Consider the following 17467-nt stretch of genomic DNA (forward strand, 5'->3'; position numbering starts at 1 on the left):
TCACACCCCCGGCTTTATCTAAAAACCTTCTTTACGTCTCTGTCCTCTGAGTTCTCTCCGTTTCTCTCCTGCCAGCCATTCTGCTTGTTCACTTTCGTTCTCAAGTGTCAGTCCCGGAACCGGTCTTGGTTTGTCATTTTCATCGACAGCCACCAATGTCAGATACGCCCGATTGATTGAACGCCGGATTCCTCTGTGATCCTCGATATAAGTATCCACACGGACATCCATCGAGGTATGTCCGACATAGGTAATACGGCCTACTAATACGATCAGATCCTTCAGATAAGCACCTCGCATAAATTTCAGATTATCAACCGAAGCTGTGATCACATCTCCATTTGAATGACGGATCCCTACAAGCCCTGCAACCTCATCGATCCATGCCATTAACTGTCCGCCAAATAATCGTCCGGCACCATTTAAATGTTCCGGCCGTACCTGAAAGACCTGCTCTACCATTGAATCACTGACTTTTTTCGTATTTCGCTCCATACACACCGTTCCCTTTCTGTATTTTCATCCTGTTTATAATTGGAGTATTCATCCGTTATTATTCCTGTTCCGCCCATTTTACCATAACAGACGCAAATACACAATCAGCAGTCAGTCTGTCCGACAATACTCTTTTATTCCGTCTATCCTGCAATGCTCTCTTGTCCGATCTGTTTAACAACAGGTTTTCTTCTGTCGCGTACATCCATACTTATACACAGTATAAAGCATATAAATCCCGATATCGTGATAATAATTCCCGGTATAAACAAAGGATATACAAAGGAAATCTCTGTGTGCTTCTCATGCACAACAAGAAGATTCATCTGCTCGGAAATCTCCTGATCAGATGTAAATATATCCTGTGCCGCAATCGACGTATTGACGCCTGTTTCCTGATCAAAATCCGCATCAACATCGATCGATAGTCCATCTTCTGTGTATGATATCGTGATCGGTACAAGTTCTCTGTCCGGAAGCTGTTCATTTGATATCCCGAGCACATCATTTAAGATATCGGTCAGTGCCGCATCCTTCCTATTAACAGCTTCATACATCAGATTCAGTCCGAGGAAATATACATTTGGCAGATCATCTTTCATACCTAAAAACGTCAGCTTCTGTTCACCCATCTGAAACGTTCCGATATCGATATCGGTTCCGGTTATATAAGCTGTACTAAAATCCCTGTCTTTCTCCGCAAAGTCATCACTTCGGATCTCGCTGTTCTGATAAGAAAGGACCGGATATCGTTCATCAAAATGGATCTGCTGTGCAAATACTCCGAGAAACATTTCCTGCTTATTGCTCTTATTAGCCGGAACATGAGTACTGTCGATCACAACTCTGGTACCTGCTGCCGCCACGTCCGTAAGTATCGCTTCTGCCTTACTCTGATTCCTATATTCAAATCCGGTTAAGAACAAAGTATCATACCTGCTCAGTTCTTCCACTGAATAATCCTCGATCACATCCGAGCTTCCTGCCACAAAGGCCGGATAAAGCAGGGTCATTTCATTTGCATATTTTCCGATTGCAAGCCCATAGTATCCGGTGACCGTTCCAAAGTTCTCCGGTGTCTCCCGTTTATAAATATACGCTGTCGTCGTTTCCAGCACCATAGAATAACCGCTAGCTGCAGCATCCTGCTCAATATCAGAGATTGTAATGTCCTGTTTCTCAAGATCAATCTTCCGTATCAGAACCGTATCAGCTCCAAGCTCTACTGCCCGATCAAACAGAAAACGATAGTATTTTCGGTCAAGTGCTTCATTTAACAGAACAATATTATCTCCTGTCTCAGCACCCTGCCATGCCCAGCCATACGTGTACATCGTATGACTGCTGCCACTGATTCCATAGGATGGATAAGAACCGTAAGAGCTCTTATCAATGACAGCCGTCCGCTGGTCTGTCAGTTCCGCGAGCTGATGCATCTCCATTTTCGTTTCATCTGATGTAGCAACGCTGTAAAAATCCAGATTCATACATGATATGCTGTCTACACACAAAAGCGCAGCCAGAAGCACACAATATTTTTTCTTCAGACGAACCCATTCCAGACATGCACTGAAGAAAAAACCATAGGTCATCGGCGCAAACCGGGTCATCCAGAACAACTGGCTGAACGGAAGCTTTACCAATATCTTATATGCAGCAGGCGTTGTACAGGCAAGCATAACCAGTAAAAATACAAAACCGGCTTTCTTTCCGCCTGTTGCAAGCAGGATCCCGGCTATCGCGATCAGTACTGCTGCCAGTCCGAAATAAAAGCTGTCATTTCCTGCACTCAGACGTTTAAATGGATTTAATGAAGTCGCAAGGGGATAGATCAAGGTTGACATAACACTTCCATCTCCACTCTCCGACGTCACAAGCCCGCCTTTTAAAGAAGGAATCACCCATATACCCGCTGCCAGGATTCCACAGATCATATAGATAAGAGCAAATATTTTTCTTCTAGTATCCTTATTCCATATCTGATCGATCAGCAAATATAAAAATGCAGATACACCCATGATCGCAGTAACCATTAGATGCGTAAAACTCATCAATGTCATACAGACAAACAATCCGACAGCTGCACGATTGTTCTTTTTTCTTACATAGAGCCATAAGAACCAGATCACATATGGTACAAGCATCGTCGTCACCATCTGTGGCAGATTTCCCGCTGTAAAATAAATCCTGATATGCTCCGGCATAAAGAACCAGAGCAGTCCGAAGAAGGTTCCAATCACTCTGCGGTTCTCATGGATCCCCCAGAAAATCCACGGAAGTCCACCGACTACGAATATAACAAAGGCAAGCAGCCTGTAAGCCAGAAGAAGATCGCCCCCTGTAAGAAACATCAGTCCCGCCATAATATAATAAGAGAGCGGTCCCCAATATCTGAAAAGCTGGATTCCGTTATACCAGTATGGGGAGAACAACGGAAAGACGTTTCCTTTTTTCAGGCTCTCATACATTTCCTGCGACTTATAGAGATGTCCCCAGATATCACCACCGGACGGCTCATATCCTGACAGCACAAGATACAGTGCAAGCCCTGCACCTGCAAGTAACAGGATGCTTATACATATGCAGTTTTTCCGGATTCTCTTATGACTGTCTGTCATATCTCTTACTCTCCAATATGTTTTATCTCATCTAAAATCAGGTCTGTAAGCGTCTGCACCGTCTGATTCTGCTCCATCTCCTGCTCATCCAGCATACTGATCACATATGTTCTTCCCGGTGTCTCACTCATCTCGATCATCAGGAAAATCCATCCCATTGCATTTAATATCTCCTGCAATTTTTCTTTAAAATAAAGGCATACGTTTTCGATCGTTGGATTTAATATATCAAACGGCTTTATATCATTCAGATAATTATTCTGAAAAGGTTCCAGAAATTTCTCAACTGCCTTTTCAAGTACATGAAATGGTTCAAAGTTCTCCTTTCCCTTTACCACATGCAGAACGATCTCCCAGGTATGCGGATGTACTTCGCCTAATTTTCCACCGATATAGATAGCATGTCTGGCATCCATATAGAATTTGAATTTATACTGTTGATATCTCATTCCGCTACGCCTCCTCCTGCTTTCTGGTATAAGCATCGTACACATCCAACGGCTTTTTCACTCCAACATCAATTAAGTCATATCGTATCGAGCGATATGCATTCTCGGACTTTCTGATACAGTACCGGTAAATCTCATCCGCCCTGTCTTTTGCCTGCTGTTCATCCAGCCTGTAAATCAGAATAACAAAAAAGCCTTTCTTCACCTCACCCATGATCTCATTTTGATAAAGTCCGGAACGAATCTTTCTCATAAAATGAAAGATCTCCTGTCTGCTGTAATAACGATCCAGCATATCCAGATGAATAAACATATAATGGATCGGTTTTAACGCTTCATCATCCGATTTCTGAAGCAGAATACGAAGAAAATTATTATCATAGAATTCATGCGAACTGTTATATTGATTCTGCACATAGATATTCTTTGCTACCTCGTCATCTGAAGTCTTTTCAAACCCCATATTTCCGGCATTACTCGTCACCTTTTCAAGCTTCCTGTTACGTTTGTCCAGTTCTTTTTTCGTACCCTTCAGATTTTTCTCTGCCTTGTTCCATGATTCCAACAATGCAATCAATAGACCGAGCAGAACGACACTTACAAGTCCTGTTGCAATTACAATATAATATCCATGCTTTATTGTAGATGTCCGTTCCAGAATACTATCCATATCAGACACCACACTGATCGTACATTCTTCCTGTCCGACCGTCCATCTGACTGTATTCACTACAACATCCTGTTCTTGTATCATCTTCCAGAATTCTGTGATCTCTGAATATTTACCTAATGCATTCGTTGTATTCTCATTCTTGGCCCACAGCACTTCCGAACCTCTTGTATATACAAAGAACCGTTCTCCTGCGGAAACTGTCTTCTCTTGTAAAAAAGCAAGAACCTCTGTATCTTTTCCTGACTTCTGAACTGACTGAATGTTGTAGGCTAATAACTGTAGATAGTCCTCCTGATCATCCTCATATGCCTGTATCACTGCTTCCCGGTTCTGTAATAACTCATAACAGATACATCCCATAAATATCATAATAAACAGGATCACGGTTGCGGATATCGAAAAAATCCTATGATTCGGTGATGTATATAATTTTTTTATCCATGATTGTTTTTTCTCTTTATTCACTGGTATTTACCTCATCTCTGATCTTCTCCAGAACCCGGTGTGCTCCTGCAAAATCATGCATCACGACCTGTTTAAAGTCATTCCATTCTTCATGCAGGTCTCTTGTCCGCCATGTTCTTGTTTTTCTGGTTGAATTAATAATTCCTGCAAACCGGAACCAGAATACAATAAAATTAAACAGCGGAAGTAAAAAGATCAGATACCATTTCCTTGCATAATATTTTCTCAAATATGGAAAATCCTTTAAAAACAGAATAATACAGATATACAACAGGGAGTTGGCCATACTGTATAAAAAGAATAAGAATACGAGTGATGTCACAATAAGCTTCATCGGATAATTGATAAATGCCAGACAGATAATCGCAAAATACCAGATCATTCGAGGAAACGCAAACGTATGATCATACACAAGGATCCGCATGACGAAATCTTTAAAGAAACTCCTGCCAATGTTCATCTTGTCCTTTCGGAACATATGAAGCACTTCCAGTTCACCGCTCTGCCACCGCTGTCTTTGAACATATAGTTTATTTAAGCTCTCGATTGGATCTACAAAAAAGATCGCATTCGGACAAAGCGCCACACGCTTCTTCATCTGAAACCGTACCTGAAAAGTTACATGAGTATCCTCGCACAGGGTATCCGTATTATATAACTGCGTCTTCATGATCGCAGATTTACGGAACGCCGAAAAAGCACCCGACAGAGTAAAGATACTGTTCAGCTCCGACTGGAAATTACGGCCGGATAGAAATGCCTGACAATATTCTCCAAACTCCATCTTCTGCAGTAACCGTAAAGCGCACCGATTCGTCTGATCGATCAACTCCGGATTCGTCAGTACTGTTCCGGTCAGGCTGTGAACTTCCGGTTCATTCTCAAACATTGTAACAATATTTCTGATAGCATCCGGTTCTAACATTCCATCACTGTCAATATGGATAATATATTTACCCTGGCAGTTAAACAATGCCAGATTAAGGGCTTTGGATTTTCCCTGCTTCGAATTCATCCAATTGATCGAGAGATTCGGGAAATCCTTCTGACATTTGCTGTATATCTCAAAGCTGTTATCCTGACTCATATTATTGACAAGCAGAACAAATATCTTATCCTTCGGGTAATTCGATTGATAGATTGACTGCACACAGGCATACAGGGTTTCTGCCGAATTGTAGACCGGAACGATCAAAGATACCTCCGGATAATGAGATAACGGCTTATATTTCTTCTTCATGATCCTGCGTTTTAACAGGATGATAAAATTCCCGACCGTCGGAATCACTTCCATGATCAACGGAATGACGATCCATGCCACCCAGAAGATCACGGAAGACATAAGCATATTTTTAATTGCTGTCATAACGGAATGCACCTACCTTCTGTCTGACAATCTGTGGTTTCGTGAATACATAGAAATACAGGAATACTGTACATCCATAGAACAGGATTCTGGCAAATATCGTATGTGCAAAGAAATACATATCGATGCCCCATATATGAACTAGCAGGCAGATAAAGAAGATCCGAAGCACATTTGCAAGGAAGATCGCCATCACTCCGATCATACTTACAACCACTCTCTCATATTTGTCATAGACCGGGAAGAACCAGAGCAGCGCAAGAAACGCCAGCATCTCGATCACACCGGAACACTCAAAATCAATATATAAGGACAGACTGGTTCCGCCATTCTGGATAAACAGAATTCCCTGCTGAAAATAAGAATCATAGAGATGCGTCAGCCCACCGATCACACCGGCAACAGCAGAGACAGCCTTTTGAAGCGGAACTACGACATACGGTTCTATCAGTATCAGACTGAAAATAAACAATCCCACACTTCCGCAGATATAATACCAGAAATTCAATTTTGCCCGATATAATACTGTTAATATATAGATCCAACCAAGAAGACAGACAAATACCAGCCAGTTCATCTTCTACCTTTTACCCTTTCTTTTCTTTGCAACATAGCCTGCTGCCAGTAACAGAGCGATCAACACACCTACGACCGGTCCTGTAGAAGATCCGGCAATCGACACACCCTGACCTCCGATATTCGGATTCTGGATCGTGATAGTTCCCATCTCATCCGCAGGAATACCTGTTAATTCTGCCAGACGTTTCAGACTGAGCGAGAATTCCACCTCATCTCCCGGCGTATTATCCTTATGTTCTGCATCATACACTGTATATGCTACTTTACTGTCACATTCATTATTATTTCCATATCCGATAAAAGCTTTCAAGTTGGTATGGATTCCTTCTGATCTCGGAACCTGCGTACTCCAGTCGATATTTCCGTTCTTTTCCGGCTGGATCTGCATGGCAAATGTCTTGCCGTTGATCGTCAGATACCAGATCTGAAGCTGCATACCGGAGGTATATAATTCATTCATCTTAAAATGGCCATATAAAGTATCCCCGTCTAATGCAAGCTGACCATAATGATTACACTGTTTGTTATTACTGGAATATGTAATCTCCGTCTTCGGTCTTCCTTCCCAATCATCATAATATCCATCGATCTGGATATTGCCGCCTACATGGATTCCGCCTGTTGTTTCTGTTGTTGCCTCGTCCGTCATTTCTCCGGTAGTGCTTGCATTATTGTTATCCTCCGATGTAGTCTCAGAAATTGTTGCACTGCTGTCTTCTGATTCCGTACCGGATATCTCTGTTGTATCATTTTTTTCAGTTTCAGTTGTATCTTCGGTCGTCAGAATTTCTTCCGTTGAGTCCTTCTCTGTAGCAGATGTAATTTCTTCCGTATTTTCTGTAGAAGCTTCTTCCGTAGTATTCTTTGTACCAATCGTAACTTCCGTGCTCTGCCCTTTATATGTTACCTTCAGCGTATCAAGATTAAAAGCCTCATAAGTATCAAGTGGGACCTGAATCTTCCATGTCATAAATTCATATCCGTAATATTGTTTTTTCCCGGTATTTGTAACTGTTCCGGAAGCCCCACTGATTTCCGAACTCCATGCATCCTTTACTGAAAATGAACTTCCGTCTCCATTATTTTCATTATTCAATATGATCGCATTCAATCGATCCAGTGACACTCCGTCTGCCGACAGGTCAAAGTGCTCATTCAGATATCCTGACCAGCTTCCATTATAACGGATACACAAATAATTATTATCCGTATATATATCCACTGTATTTCCATTATCCTCAAACGTTGCTGCCTGACTCCTCATTCCTGTCATTGGCATACAGGAAACAGCAATCAATAATACCACTATCCCTACAGTTATTAGTTTTTTACAGATTTTCTTATGTCTCATCATACATGCCTTCTTTCTGTCTGTTTTATGACATTCCACACAAAAAAGACCCATCTTATCCGAATGAGTCCCTATCTATTTTTTCTGGTCAGGCATCTGTTTCTTATAGAACAAGATTGCCTCCAGATTTTCTCTGCTCCGTTTCTCATTAACCGTCGGTAACAAAATGCGATCACACACCTGATACACCCCAAGCGGTGTATCCCCTATATCAAGCTGCATCAGCTCCGCATTCAATTCCGATAATTTTATCTTTAATTGTTCGTAAAAATAATCTCCGATTGCCTCTATACTTGCATTCCCTGCAAAACAGGGAAGTTCATTCAGATACATGCCCTCATATCTGCCGAGAAAAATCTCAATCATTCTGTCAAGCCGTTTAAAATCCATATCTCGGCCGGAATAATTACGAATATACAGTATCATCGTAAATGTATGACTGTGTGCCTGTTCTTTATTTCCATCAAAGCTATGACTGGCGTTAAAATGATACTGACACTTATAATAATCAATCACATTATCACCTCAATCTTCTAGCCGTTTGGGCATTATGCTACCTTTTCGACTGCCATTTTAGTATAGAAAACAAGCAAATTCAAGGAAGTACAACGTTTTTTCACATTTTGGAATAACGAATTTTTTCATCTGTTTCAGTCATTTTGCACAATTTACATGTAAAATCCATATTCTTATATTTCATCTATCAAAAATCTCTGATTATTTCTGAAAAGGTTCAACATTTTGCCTAAAACAAAGCCATTATACAAGAGGTTTTTATTCGATCATTCAAAATTCAAAAAAATCACATTTTTTCCTTGTCTAATCGGCACAATAATATTAAGATAGAGATAATTTGTAAATAAAATAAAAATGCAGGAGTTTATTATGAAGAAAGTTGTTAAATTTGGTGGAAGTTCCCTTGCAAGTGCAGAGCAGTTCAAGAAAGTCGGTAAAATCATCCATGCAGATGATAGCCGTGTATATGTTGTCCCTTCTGCTCCGGGAAAAAGATTTGATGGAGATACTAAGGTAACCGATATGTTACTTCATGCATATCAGACCGCCAGCGAAGGCAATGATGTTGACGAAGAATTAAAGGCGATCAAAGCAAGATACGATGAGATCATCACAGGTCTTGAGCTGAAGGATTTCAGTCTGGATGACGATTTTGCGGAGATCAAAAAGAACCTCGCCGAGAATCCTCAGAGCGATTATGCTGCATCCAGAGGTGAATACTTAAACGGTAAAGTCATGGCAGCTTACCTTGGTATTCCATTTATCGATTCGGCAGAAGTCATCTTCTTCAACGAAGAAGGAAATCTGAATGATTATAAGACATACAAGCGTCTGACCGAGCGTCTCGCTCAAAATGAACGCGCCGTTATCCCCGGCTTCTACGGAATGGGTAAAGATGGAAATGTTAAGACCTTCTCTCGTGGTGGTTCCGATGTAACAGGTTCTATCGTTGCAAGAGCCAGCCGCGCAGATGTATATGAGAACTGGACAGATGTATCCGGTTTCCTTGTAGCTGACCCAAGAATCGTTCCGGATCCAAAGCCGATAAAATATATCACATACCGCGAGCTTCGTGAGTTATCCTACATGGGTGCTTCCGTTCTCCACGAAGATGCAATCTTCCCTGTAAGAAGCTGTGGTATTCCTATCAATATCAAGAATACAAATGCACCGGAAGATGCAGGAACATGGATCGTTGAAAGTACCTGCCAGAAGCAGGATTATGTCGTAACCGGTATTGCCGGAAAGAAAGATTTCTGTACAATCTTCATTACAAAAGCAATGATGAATTCAGAGATCGGCTTCGGTCGTAAAGTTCTTCAGGCATTTGAGGAAAACAACATCTCCTTTGAGCATATGCCATCCGGTATTGATACTATGACCATCGTTGTTCATGCAGACGAATTCATCGATAAGGAACAGAGCGTTGTATCTGCTATCCATCGTCTGGCAGAACCGGATTCTGTTGAGATTGAATCCGGTCTTGCACTGATCGCAGTTGTAGGTCGTGGTATGAAGTCAGCCAGCGGTACAGCAGGCAAGCTTTTCACTGCTCTCGCAAACAAGGGCATCAATATCAAGATGATCGATCAGGGTTCTTCTGAGCTTAACATCATCATCGGTGTTGAAAACCGTGACTTCGAGACAGCCATCAAAGCAATCTACAGCACCTTTATTACAAAATAATATTTATATCGTGGGCAATTATCAGAGCACATTGTATAAATACAGACTTTAGCTTATTGTCCTCGCACAGGTAATACAAACGCCTGTCATTGGTTCTTATTCAATCCAATGACAGGCGTTTGTATTCATATTAAATATATTCCCACTTTACCAGACATCATTATAATTCTGATATGTAATTTTTTTAAACTTTCCTAATGATTTTACTTTTTTCTGATAAGCTTTTTTTGTTGTTCTCTTACCATTTACATAATACTCGTTTATTGTTTTATACGTTACCGGATCCATCCGTGTGCTATATTTCGCGACCTCTGTTCCACCCGATTTGGTCTTTTTAAAATATGTTTTTACATATAAACCCATATGTCCACCAAATTCATCTACAAATGCTTTATCAGACATTTTTGTTATACGTGTATATATACCATGTTGGTCACTCTTTGTACTTTTGCTTCTAAGCTTTCCTTTATAATAATATTTAAACTTTAAAGGTTTCCCATTTGTCTTATATGCTGCCCTCCACTGCCAGGAAGCTCCTGCTGCACTGTAAACCAAAAGTTCTTTTTTCCCATCATTATTAATATCCGCAAATGCTATCTCCGTATGTTCCTTTGTATCATTTACATACGAAGTCCACCAAGATGGCCAATTTGTCTTATAAAAATATTTATCCAAACACTTCTTGTATGTTGCCTTTTGCTTTTTAGTAAGCTTAGATGCTGCCTCGCTTCCACTACATGGCAGTATGAGTGCAACGATCAATAATGCACATAATAATATAATACTTCTTTTTCTTTTTTTCATTTGTAAATGTCTCCCTCCAAATACTTGATATATAAATAATAATATATATTATTTATAATTTCAACCAACTCATTTTCATTTAGCATTTACACAATAAAACATTTGCCCACGACTTCAATAACAGTTATAAAAATTTTATCTCTTACTGTACATCCGGCTGGCACATCTTGATCCGTTCTGCTGTATCCTTAGTAATCGCAAGGCATCGTCCGTGTACCCGGACGATCACATTTCCGAAAAATGATGATACCACCTGAACTTCGTCCCCTGTATCAAGCTGACAATCTCCAAATAATGCTTTATCTGCACAGTTCCATGCGATCGTTGAACAAAATCCATCCGCTGCATTTGATAATGACATCATAACAACCACCCTTTCTTCTAACAAATATGTGTCAATCATCTGCTAAAATATGCTCAGTATATCCCCGCTTATATAAATTATACTTCCGTACTCCCTGTGCAAGTCAATGCTAATTATTGTTCAACAATCTAATCTTTCTTATCAGAAACTAACTATCTGGTCAACCATGCTTTAGAAACCTTTTTGTTCACAAGTTCTCCTATTTATATTTTGTGTGAATAGTTCTCAAGTCGATGGAAAAAAACTTCAATTATCATGATACATCGCTATTCGCTTCATGGTATTTTCGTAATTCTCCATACTCATAATAACCATATTACCATATCCATTTTTTGTAACATAAATTGGTTCTTCAGACTTGTGACACATATCCGATATCTCTGCTGTATTCTTTAATTGGTATGATCTGTGGCATAATACCCACCTCCTGCTTTATAATGGTATTATTCCATAATTGTATTCTTTACAAAAGTAAATAACCGTAAAATAAACTAAATTCTCTCTTGTTCCTCCTTCTTCAAAAATCACCTTAAATTCAAATCGTTTTCTTTTCACATGACTTTTGACTCCTCCTTTGCTTAGTTTCCCTTATATACAATGAAAAGAGTCAGTTACTTTTACATAACTGACTCTCATAAAGGTTTATATTATTTAGTTGTTGACTTATTTATTTTTCTGTATTGCACCACAAGTAGTACACTCTGAATATAAGTACTCGTCCCATGCAGGTTTATCTGTTACTGTTTGATCTTCATAAACGGCGTCATGATGTACTGTTTTGGTTACTAGAACATCATCACCATAATATGAACTACCACCCTGACAAGATCTAGAATGTATGATAATATAATCATCAGATGAGGAGTAACCTGCTGCAGTATAATCCATACCACATCCTGCACAAAAAATATGACCTTCTGTAGTAGTTACCTTCTCATCCCAAGCATCCTTAATCTTAACACTCTCCTTATGAGTTACAGCATCATGATGCTTAGTAACATCTTTCCATGTATGTTTCGCACATTTTATTTTCACATTACATACATATGTTTTTCCATTTGTTCCCTGAACTTTTATCTTTACATTTCCAGACTTAACTGCTTTTACTGTAACAGCATTCTTGCCATTCTTTTTCACAGTTGCAATACTTTTATTTGTAGAAGAACATTTCTTTACATTTGTTCCATGCAATACCAGTTTATATGTTGAACCAGCTTTCACAGTCTTTTTCGTTGCAGATAAATATGGTTTCTTAACTGTTACTTTGCATTTATATTTTTTACCGGATACCTTTGCTGTGATAACTACTGTTCCGGCTTTCTTAGGTGTTACTTTTCCCTTTGCCGATACTATAGCAATCTTCTTATTGCTTGATTTCCATGTTACTTTCTTGGTTGTACCAGTGACTTTTAATGTCTTTGGAGTACCAACATACATAGTTGTCTTTGTCTTATTAATCTTTACCTTGCTCGCTGCCTGTACATTTACAGATGATAAGGATATCATCATAACAAGCACCATCATACATGCAAGTAACTGACACAACCCTTTTTTTCTTTTGTTCATTTGATTACCCTCCTAAGTAATAAATATCATTTTGTTATATTTTACGATAAAGAATTACACAAGTCAAACGTGTACGGTTAATGTTTGGTGACAATATTTTGTATACTTATGTTATTAGGAGATATAAGTATACGACATATTCCAGCGTGATTATTTACAGAATAACTTACCTGTGTAAACAACAGAATATCACAGTCAATAAATTAGCCACGCTTTCTGGTATTACCCAAAGCACATTGAATAATTTAATGCAGGGGAACACAAAAAATCCTAAATTAAAAACTCTGCACAAAATAGCTACAGGCTTTGGCATGACATTATCCCAGTTCTTAGATTTTCCTGAAATGAATGAAACAGTTTTTGAAGATGAATAAACCCACATATACCACCTCTGGTATATGTGGGTCATTTTTCAATCCCAGCAATTTTCCACTTGTTATATTATTCTAAATTATAAACCATACTTTTCTCTCGTTTCTTGGAGTGAAATTCTTGCATCCCCTACCTGACCATTTCTTATCTGCTGTTCCGAAATTTTTATATCATGATACATTGCCACTCGATTTAAGTTTTTTTCGTAACTCTCCATACTCTTTATAACCTTATCGCCATACTCATTTTTTGTAATACAAATTGGTTCTTTAGATTTGTTACACATATCAGATATCTCTGCTGTGTTTTTTAATTCTTTAATTGGTATAATCTGTGGCATAATACCCACCTCCTTTATAATGATATTATTATGCCATAATTACACTCTATGTAAAAGTAACTAACTGTAAAATGCATTCTCTTGTTATACACAACTTTAATATACATGTCTACACAAGTTTTACACAAGTTTACTCATGAAAAATGTTGATTAAAAGTGAAAATAGGTCGTTTAATCTAATTTATTTTATCTGATTTTAAACAAAGAAAAACGCTAGAACCGTTGATTTTACTAGCTCTAGCGTCATTAATTGTTAGCAGGGGATGAGAGAATCGAACTCCCACCAAAGGTTTTGGAGACCCCTATCATACCATTTGACCAATCCCCTATACTGCTTAAGTGTCCTAAATTGGGACACTTCACAGGTAGATGAAATATTTACTTTTCATGTACCTTCAGAATTTCATACAGAAAGTCTTACGACCTCATTCTCTCCAATCTCTTCCGCTTATCTTTCGAACCTCTCAGGATAAGTCTTCGACCTATTAGTATCTGTCAGCTGAATGCGTTACCGCACTTACACCTCAGACCTATCAACCTCGTAGTCTTCAAGGGGTCTTATTTCTTTAAAGAATGGGATATCTAATCTTGAGGGGGGCTTCACGCTTAGATGCCTTCAGCGTTTATCCCTGCCGGACTTGGCTACTCTGCCATGCTGTTGGTCAACAACAGATACACCAGCGGTCCGTCCATCCCGGTCCTCTCGTACTAAGGACAGCTCCTCTCAAATATCCTACGCCCACGCCGGATAGGGACCGAACTGTCTCACGACGTTCTGAACCCAGCTCGCGTACCGCTTTAATGGGCGAACAGCCCAACCCTTGGAACCTGCTACAGCTCCAGGATGCGATGAGCCGACATCGAGGTGCCAAACCACTCCGTCGATGTGAACTCTTGGGAGTGATAAGCCTGTTATCCCCAGGGTAGCTTTTATCCGTTGAGCGATGGCAATCCCACGTTATACCACCGGATCACTAAGTCCTACTTTCGTACCTGCTCCACCCGTCGGTGTCGCAGTCAAGCTCCCTTCTGCCTTTGCACTCTTCGAATGGTTTCCGACCATTCTGAGGGAACCTTTGAGCGCCTCCGATACCCTTTCGGAGGCGACCGCCCCAGTCAAACTCCCCGTCAGACATTGTCCCCCAGCCGGGTCACGGCTGCAGGTTAGAAACCCAGTACTGTAAGGGTGGTATCCCAAGGTCAGCTCCATGACAACTGGCGTCATCATTTCCTAGCTTCCCACCTATCCTGTACAGACAGTACCGAATCCCAGTATCAAACTGGAGTAAAGCTCCATGGGGTCTTTCCGTCCTGGCGCAGGTAACCAGCATCTTCACTGGTATTTCAATTTCACCGGGTGTGTTGTCGAGACAGTGCCCAAATCATTACGCCTTTCGTGCGGGTCGGAACTTACCCGACAAGGAATTTCGCTACCTTAGGACCGTTATAGTTACGGCCGCCGTTTACTGGGGCTTAAATTCAAACCTTCGCTTGCGCTAAGCTCTCCTCTTAACCTTCCAGCACCGGGCAGGCGTCAGCCCATATACCTCACCTTTCGGTTTTGCATAGACCTGTGTTTTTGCTAAACAGTTGCTTGGGCCATTTCTCTGCGGCCATATCTCTATGGCACTCCTTCTCCCGAAGTTACGGAGTCATTTTGCCGAGTTCCTTAACAACACTTCTCCCGCCGGCCTTAGGATTCTCTCCTCATCCACCTGTGTCGGTTTACGGTACGGGCACATACAAAACAATAGCGGCTTTTCTTGGCAGCTAGCTCACCAGCTTCGTTACTTATAGTTCACTCCGCATTACGTCTTCTCCTTGCAAGGGGGTTTTGCCTCCCTTACGGATACCTCGCTTGCACCGGCTTTTCCATTTCCGGCTCTGGCTTTCTCTCTGCGTCCCCACAGTTCTGTTTGTATGTGGTACAGGAATTTCTACCTGTTATCCATCGACTACGACTTTCGTCCTCGCCTTAGGCCCCGACTTACCCAGGGAAGATCAGCTTTACCCTGGAAACCTTAGATATTCGGCCTTTAAGATTCTCACTTAAATCTCGCTACTCATTCCGGCATTCTCTCTTCTTAACACTCCACTGCTCCTTCCGGTACAGCTTCGTCACGTTAAGAATGCTCCTCTACCAATGTGTTCACATTCCATAGCTTCGGTGGTGTGTTTTAGCCCCGGACATTTTCGGCGCAGGACCTCTCGACTAGTGAGCTATTACGCACTCTTTGAATGTATGGCTGCTTCTGAGCCAACATCCTAGTTGTCTTCGAAATCCCACATCCTTTACCACTTAACACACACTTTGGGACCTTAGCTGATGGTCTGGGCTCTTTCCCTTTTGACTACCCAACTTATCTCGTGCAGTCTGACTCCCGTACATCATCTCTGCGGCATTCGGAGTTTGATAATCTTCGGTAAGCTTTGACGCCCCCTAGGATATTCAGTGCTCTACCTCCGCTAGACTAATACGAGGCTAGCCCTAAAGCTATTTCGAGGAGAACCAGCTATCTCCGGGTTCGATTGGAATTTCTCCCCTACCCACACCTCATCGCCACCCTTTTCAACGGATGTGCGTTCGGTCCTCCATTGCCTTTTACGGCAACTTCAACCTGGACATGGGTAGATCACCCGGTTTCGGGTCTTCTTATACTGACTTTACGTGCTATTAACACTTGCTTTCACTTCGGCTCCGTACCTGAAGTACTTAACCTCGCCAGCACAAGAAACTCGCCGGACCGTTCTACAAAAAGTACGCGGTTCTGCTTTATTCGCAGTTCCACAGCTTGTAAACACAGGGTTTCAGGTTCTCTTTCACTCCCCTCCCGGGGTCCTTTTCACCTTTCCTTCACAGTACTATGCGCTATCGGTCACTGAGTAGTATTTAGCCTTGGAGGGTGGTCCCTCCGCCTTCCCACAAGGTTTCTCGTGTCTCGTGGTACTCCGGATCCTGCTAGGCGTGTTTCTGATTTCATGTACGAGGCTTTCACTCTCTCTGGCGGGACTTCCCAGACCCTTCTACTATCTTCCACACTGCCATATCGCAGTCCATACCCCGTCGTGCACGCACAACGGTTTGGGCTCTTCCGCGTTCGCTCGCCGCTACTTACGGAATCGATGTTTCTTTCTCTTCCTCCGCCTACTTAGATGTTTCAGTTCAGCGGGTTCCCTCCGTATACCTATGTATTCAGTATACGGTGACTGAGGTTTGCTCAGCCGGGTTTCCCCATTCAGATATCTGCGGGTCATCGGATATTTGCTCCTTACCGCAGCTTTTCGCAGCTTATCACGTCTTTCTTCGGCTCTCAGTGCCAAGGCATCCACCCTGCGCTCTTTCTAACTTAACCTTACAGCATACGTAGCTTGATATGCTGTGGTCCGTTGCTATCTTTCGATAACTTGATTCGCGTTTGTTTCAATCTCTTGAAACGTTTCTTGGATTATTTGATGTCTTGTTAATTATTAATGGCTTATTAATAATATCTCTATTTCTTTCTGTATGAAATTCTCAAGGTACACATTGAGCACTTAGCGAGGTTCTTTCGAGCTTAGTGCGAAAGTGGTTCCCGACACTTGACGAGCGGTTCAACCGCGAGTCTTAGTGGAGTGGAACATTCCTCTCTTGTACTCTATTTTTGTTAAAACATAAGATTCAATATATCGGTCTGATTCGTAAGCTTCGCTTACTTCATCACGGACATTCTACGAATGTCCTTCTGTTTTCAAAATCCTTCATCGAAGAACAAGTTCTTCATGAACGCTTTTAAAAACAAGACCGCTCGTCCTATGTTTTCGTGGAGATAACGAGATTCGAACT

Annotated in this window: 14 protein-coding genes, 2 tRNA genes, 1 rRNA gene and 1 pseudogene (1 of these 18 only partly in view); 2 read left to right on the top strand and 16 right to left on the bottom strand. The window is 41.1% G+C overall.

Features of this window, described 5'->3' with window-relative positions:
- Positions 1 to 18 precede the first annotated feature (18 nt).
- From LK416_05950 to LK416_05985, 8 genes are all read right to left on the bottom strand, one after another.
- On the bottom strand, positions 19 to 495 hold the full coding sequence (locus LK416_05950) for an acyl-CoA thioesterase (GenBank protein ID UEA75722.1): 477 nt from the start codon (positions 493 to 495) through the stop codon (positions 19 to 21).
- Positions 496 to 638: 143 nt separating this feature from the next.
- Positions 639 to 3113 carry a hypothetical protein gene (locus tag LK416_05955; GenBank protein ID UEA75723.1) on the bottom strand — a complete coding sequence of 825 codons (2475 nt, stop codon included), beginning with the start codon at positions 3111 to 3113 and terminating at the stop codon, positions 639 to 641.
- Between the two features lie 5 nt (positions 3114 to 3118).
- A complete protein-coding gene (locus LK416_05960; protein ID UEA75724.1) occupies positions 3119 to 3562 on the bottom strand; it encodes a 6-carboxytetrahydropterin synthase in 444 nt (147 codons plus the stop codon).
- Positions 3563 to 3566: 4 nt separating this feature from the next.
- Positions 3567 to 4700, bottom strand: a complete 1134-nt coding sequence (locus LK416_05965) for a hypothetical protein (GenBank protein UEA75725.1) — start codon at positions 4698 to 4700, stop codon at positions 3567 to 3569.
- Positions 4693 to 6066 carry a putative glycosyltransferase, exosortase G system-associated gene (locus LK416_05970; protein ID UEA75726.1) on the bottom strand — a complete coding sequence of 458 codons (1374 nt, stop codon included), beginning with the start codon at positions 6064 to 6066 and terminating at the stop codon, positions 4693 to 4695. Before LK416_05970 ends, LK416_05965 begins: the two co-directional genes overlap by 8 nt.
- Positions 6053 to 6643: an exosortase family protein XrtG gene (gene xrtG / locus LK416_05975; protein ID UEA75727.1), complete on the bottom strand. Its 591-nt coding sequence runs from the start codon at positions 6641 to 6643 to the stop codon at positions 6053 to 6055. Before xrtG ends, LK416_05970 begins: the two co-directional genes overlap by 14 nt.
- A 3-nt stretch (positions 6644 to 6646) precedes the next feature.
- A complete protein-coding gene (locus LK416_05980; protein UEA75728.1) occupies positions 6647 to 7996 on the bottom strand; it encodes a Firmicu-CTERM sorting domain-containing protein in 1350 nt (449 codons plus the stop codon).
- 75 nt (positions 7997 to 8071) lie between these two features.
- Positions 8072 to 8512: a 6-carboxytetrahydropterin synthase gene (locus LK416_05985; protein UEA75729.1), complete on the bottom strand. Its 441-nt coding sequence runs from the start codon at positions 8510 to 8512 to the stop codon at positions 8072 to 8074.
- A 369-nt stretch (positions 8513 to 8881) separates the two neighbouring features.
- Between LK416_05985 and LK416_05990 the strand changes: the two genes are divergently transcribed.
- Positions 8882 to 10198: an aspartate kinase gene (locus LK416_05990; protein ID UEA75730.1), complete on the top strand. Its 1317-nt coding sequence runs from the start codon at positions 8882 to 8884 to the stop codon at positions 10196 to 10198.
- 147 nt (positions 10199 to 10345) lie between these two features.
- Here LK416_05990 and LK416_05995 read toward each other — a convergent pair whose 3' ends face one another.
- From LK416_05995 to LK416_06010, 4 genes and pseudogenes are all read right to left on the bottom strand, one after another.
- Positions 10346 to 11002 (bottom strand): PliI family lysozyme inhibitor of I-type lysozyme, encoded by a 657-nt coding sequence (locus LK416_05995; protein ID UEA75731.1) that lies wholly within the window; start codon positions 11000 to 11002, stop codon positions 10346 to 10348.
- A gap of 142 nt (positions 11003 to 11144) precedes the next feature.
- On the bottom strand, positions 11145 to 11405 hold the full coding sequence (locus LK416_06000; GenBank protein ID UEA75732.1) for a ferrous iron transport protein A: 261 nt from the start codon (positions 11403 to 11405) through the stop codon (positions 11145 to 11147).
- 219 nt (positions 11406 to 11624) lie between these two features.
- Positions 11625 to 11781: pseudogene (locus LK416_06005) on the bottom strand (type II toxin-antitoxin system Phd/YefM family antitoxin).
- A 248-nt stretch (positions 11782 to 12029) separates the two neighbouring features.
- Positions 12030 to 12932 (bottom strand): Ig-like domain-containing protein, encoded by a 903-nt coding sequence (locus LK416_06010; protein ID UEA75733.1) that lies wholly within the window; start codon positions 12930 to 12932, stop codon positions 12030 to 12032.
- Positions 12933 to 13012: 80 nt separating this feature from the next.
- On the opposite strand from LK416_06010, the gene LK416_06015 reads away from it, so the two are divergent.
- Positions 13013 to 13306 (top strand): helix-turn-helix domain-containing protein, encoded by a 294-nt coding sequence (locus tag LK416_06015; GenBank protein ID UEA75734.1) that lies wholly within the window; start codon positions 13013 to 13015, stop codon positions 13304 to 13306.
- 77 nt (positions 13307 to 13383) lie between these two features.
- Here the strand turns inward: LK416_06015 and LK416_06020 are convergent, their stop codons facing one another.
- The 4 genes from LK416_06020 to LK416_06035 all read right to left on the bottom strand — a co-directional run.
- The gene (locus LK416_06020; protein UEA75735.1) at positions 13384 to 13644 is read right to left on the bottom strand and encodes a type II toxin-antitoxin system Phd/YefM family antitoxin; all 261 of its coding nucleotides are present in this window, start codon (positions 13642 to 13644) and stop codon (positions 13384 to 13386) included.
- A 257-nt stretch (positions 13645 to 13901) separates the two neighbouring features.
- A tRNA-Trp gene (locus tag LK416_06025) sits at positions 13902 to 13972 on the bottom strand.
- A 137-nt stretch (positions 13973 to 14109) separates the two neighbouring features.
- Positions 14110 to 16997, bottom strand: a 23S ribosomal RNA gene (locus LK416_06030).
- 448 nt (positions 16998 to 17445) lie between these two features.
- Positions 17446 to 17467, bottom strand: a tRNA-Ala gene (locus tag LK416_06035); it runs 51 nt beyond the window's last position.

The sequence above is a fragment of the Lachnospiraceae bacterium GAM79 genome (assembly GCA_020735665.1).
Classification (GTDB): domain Bacteria; phylum Bacillota; class Clostridia; order Lachnospirales; family Lachnospiraceae; genus Coprococcus.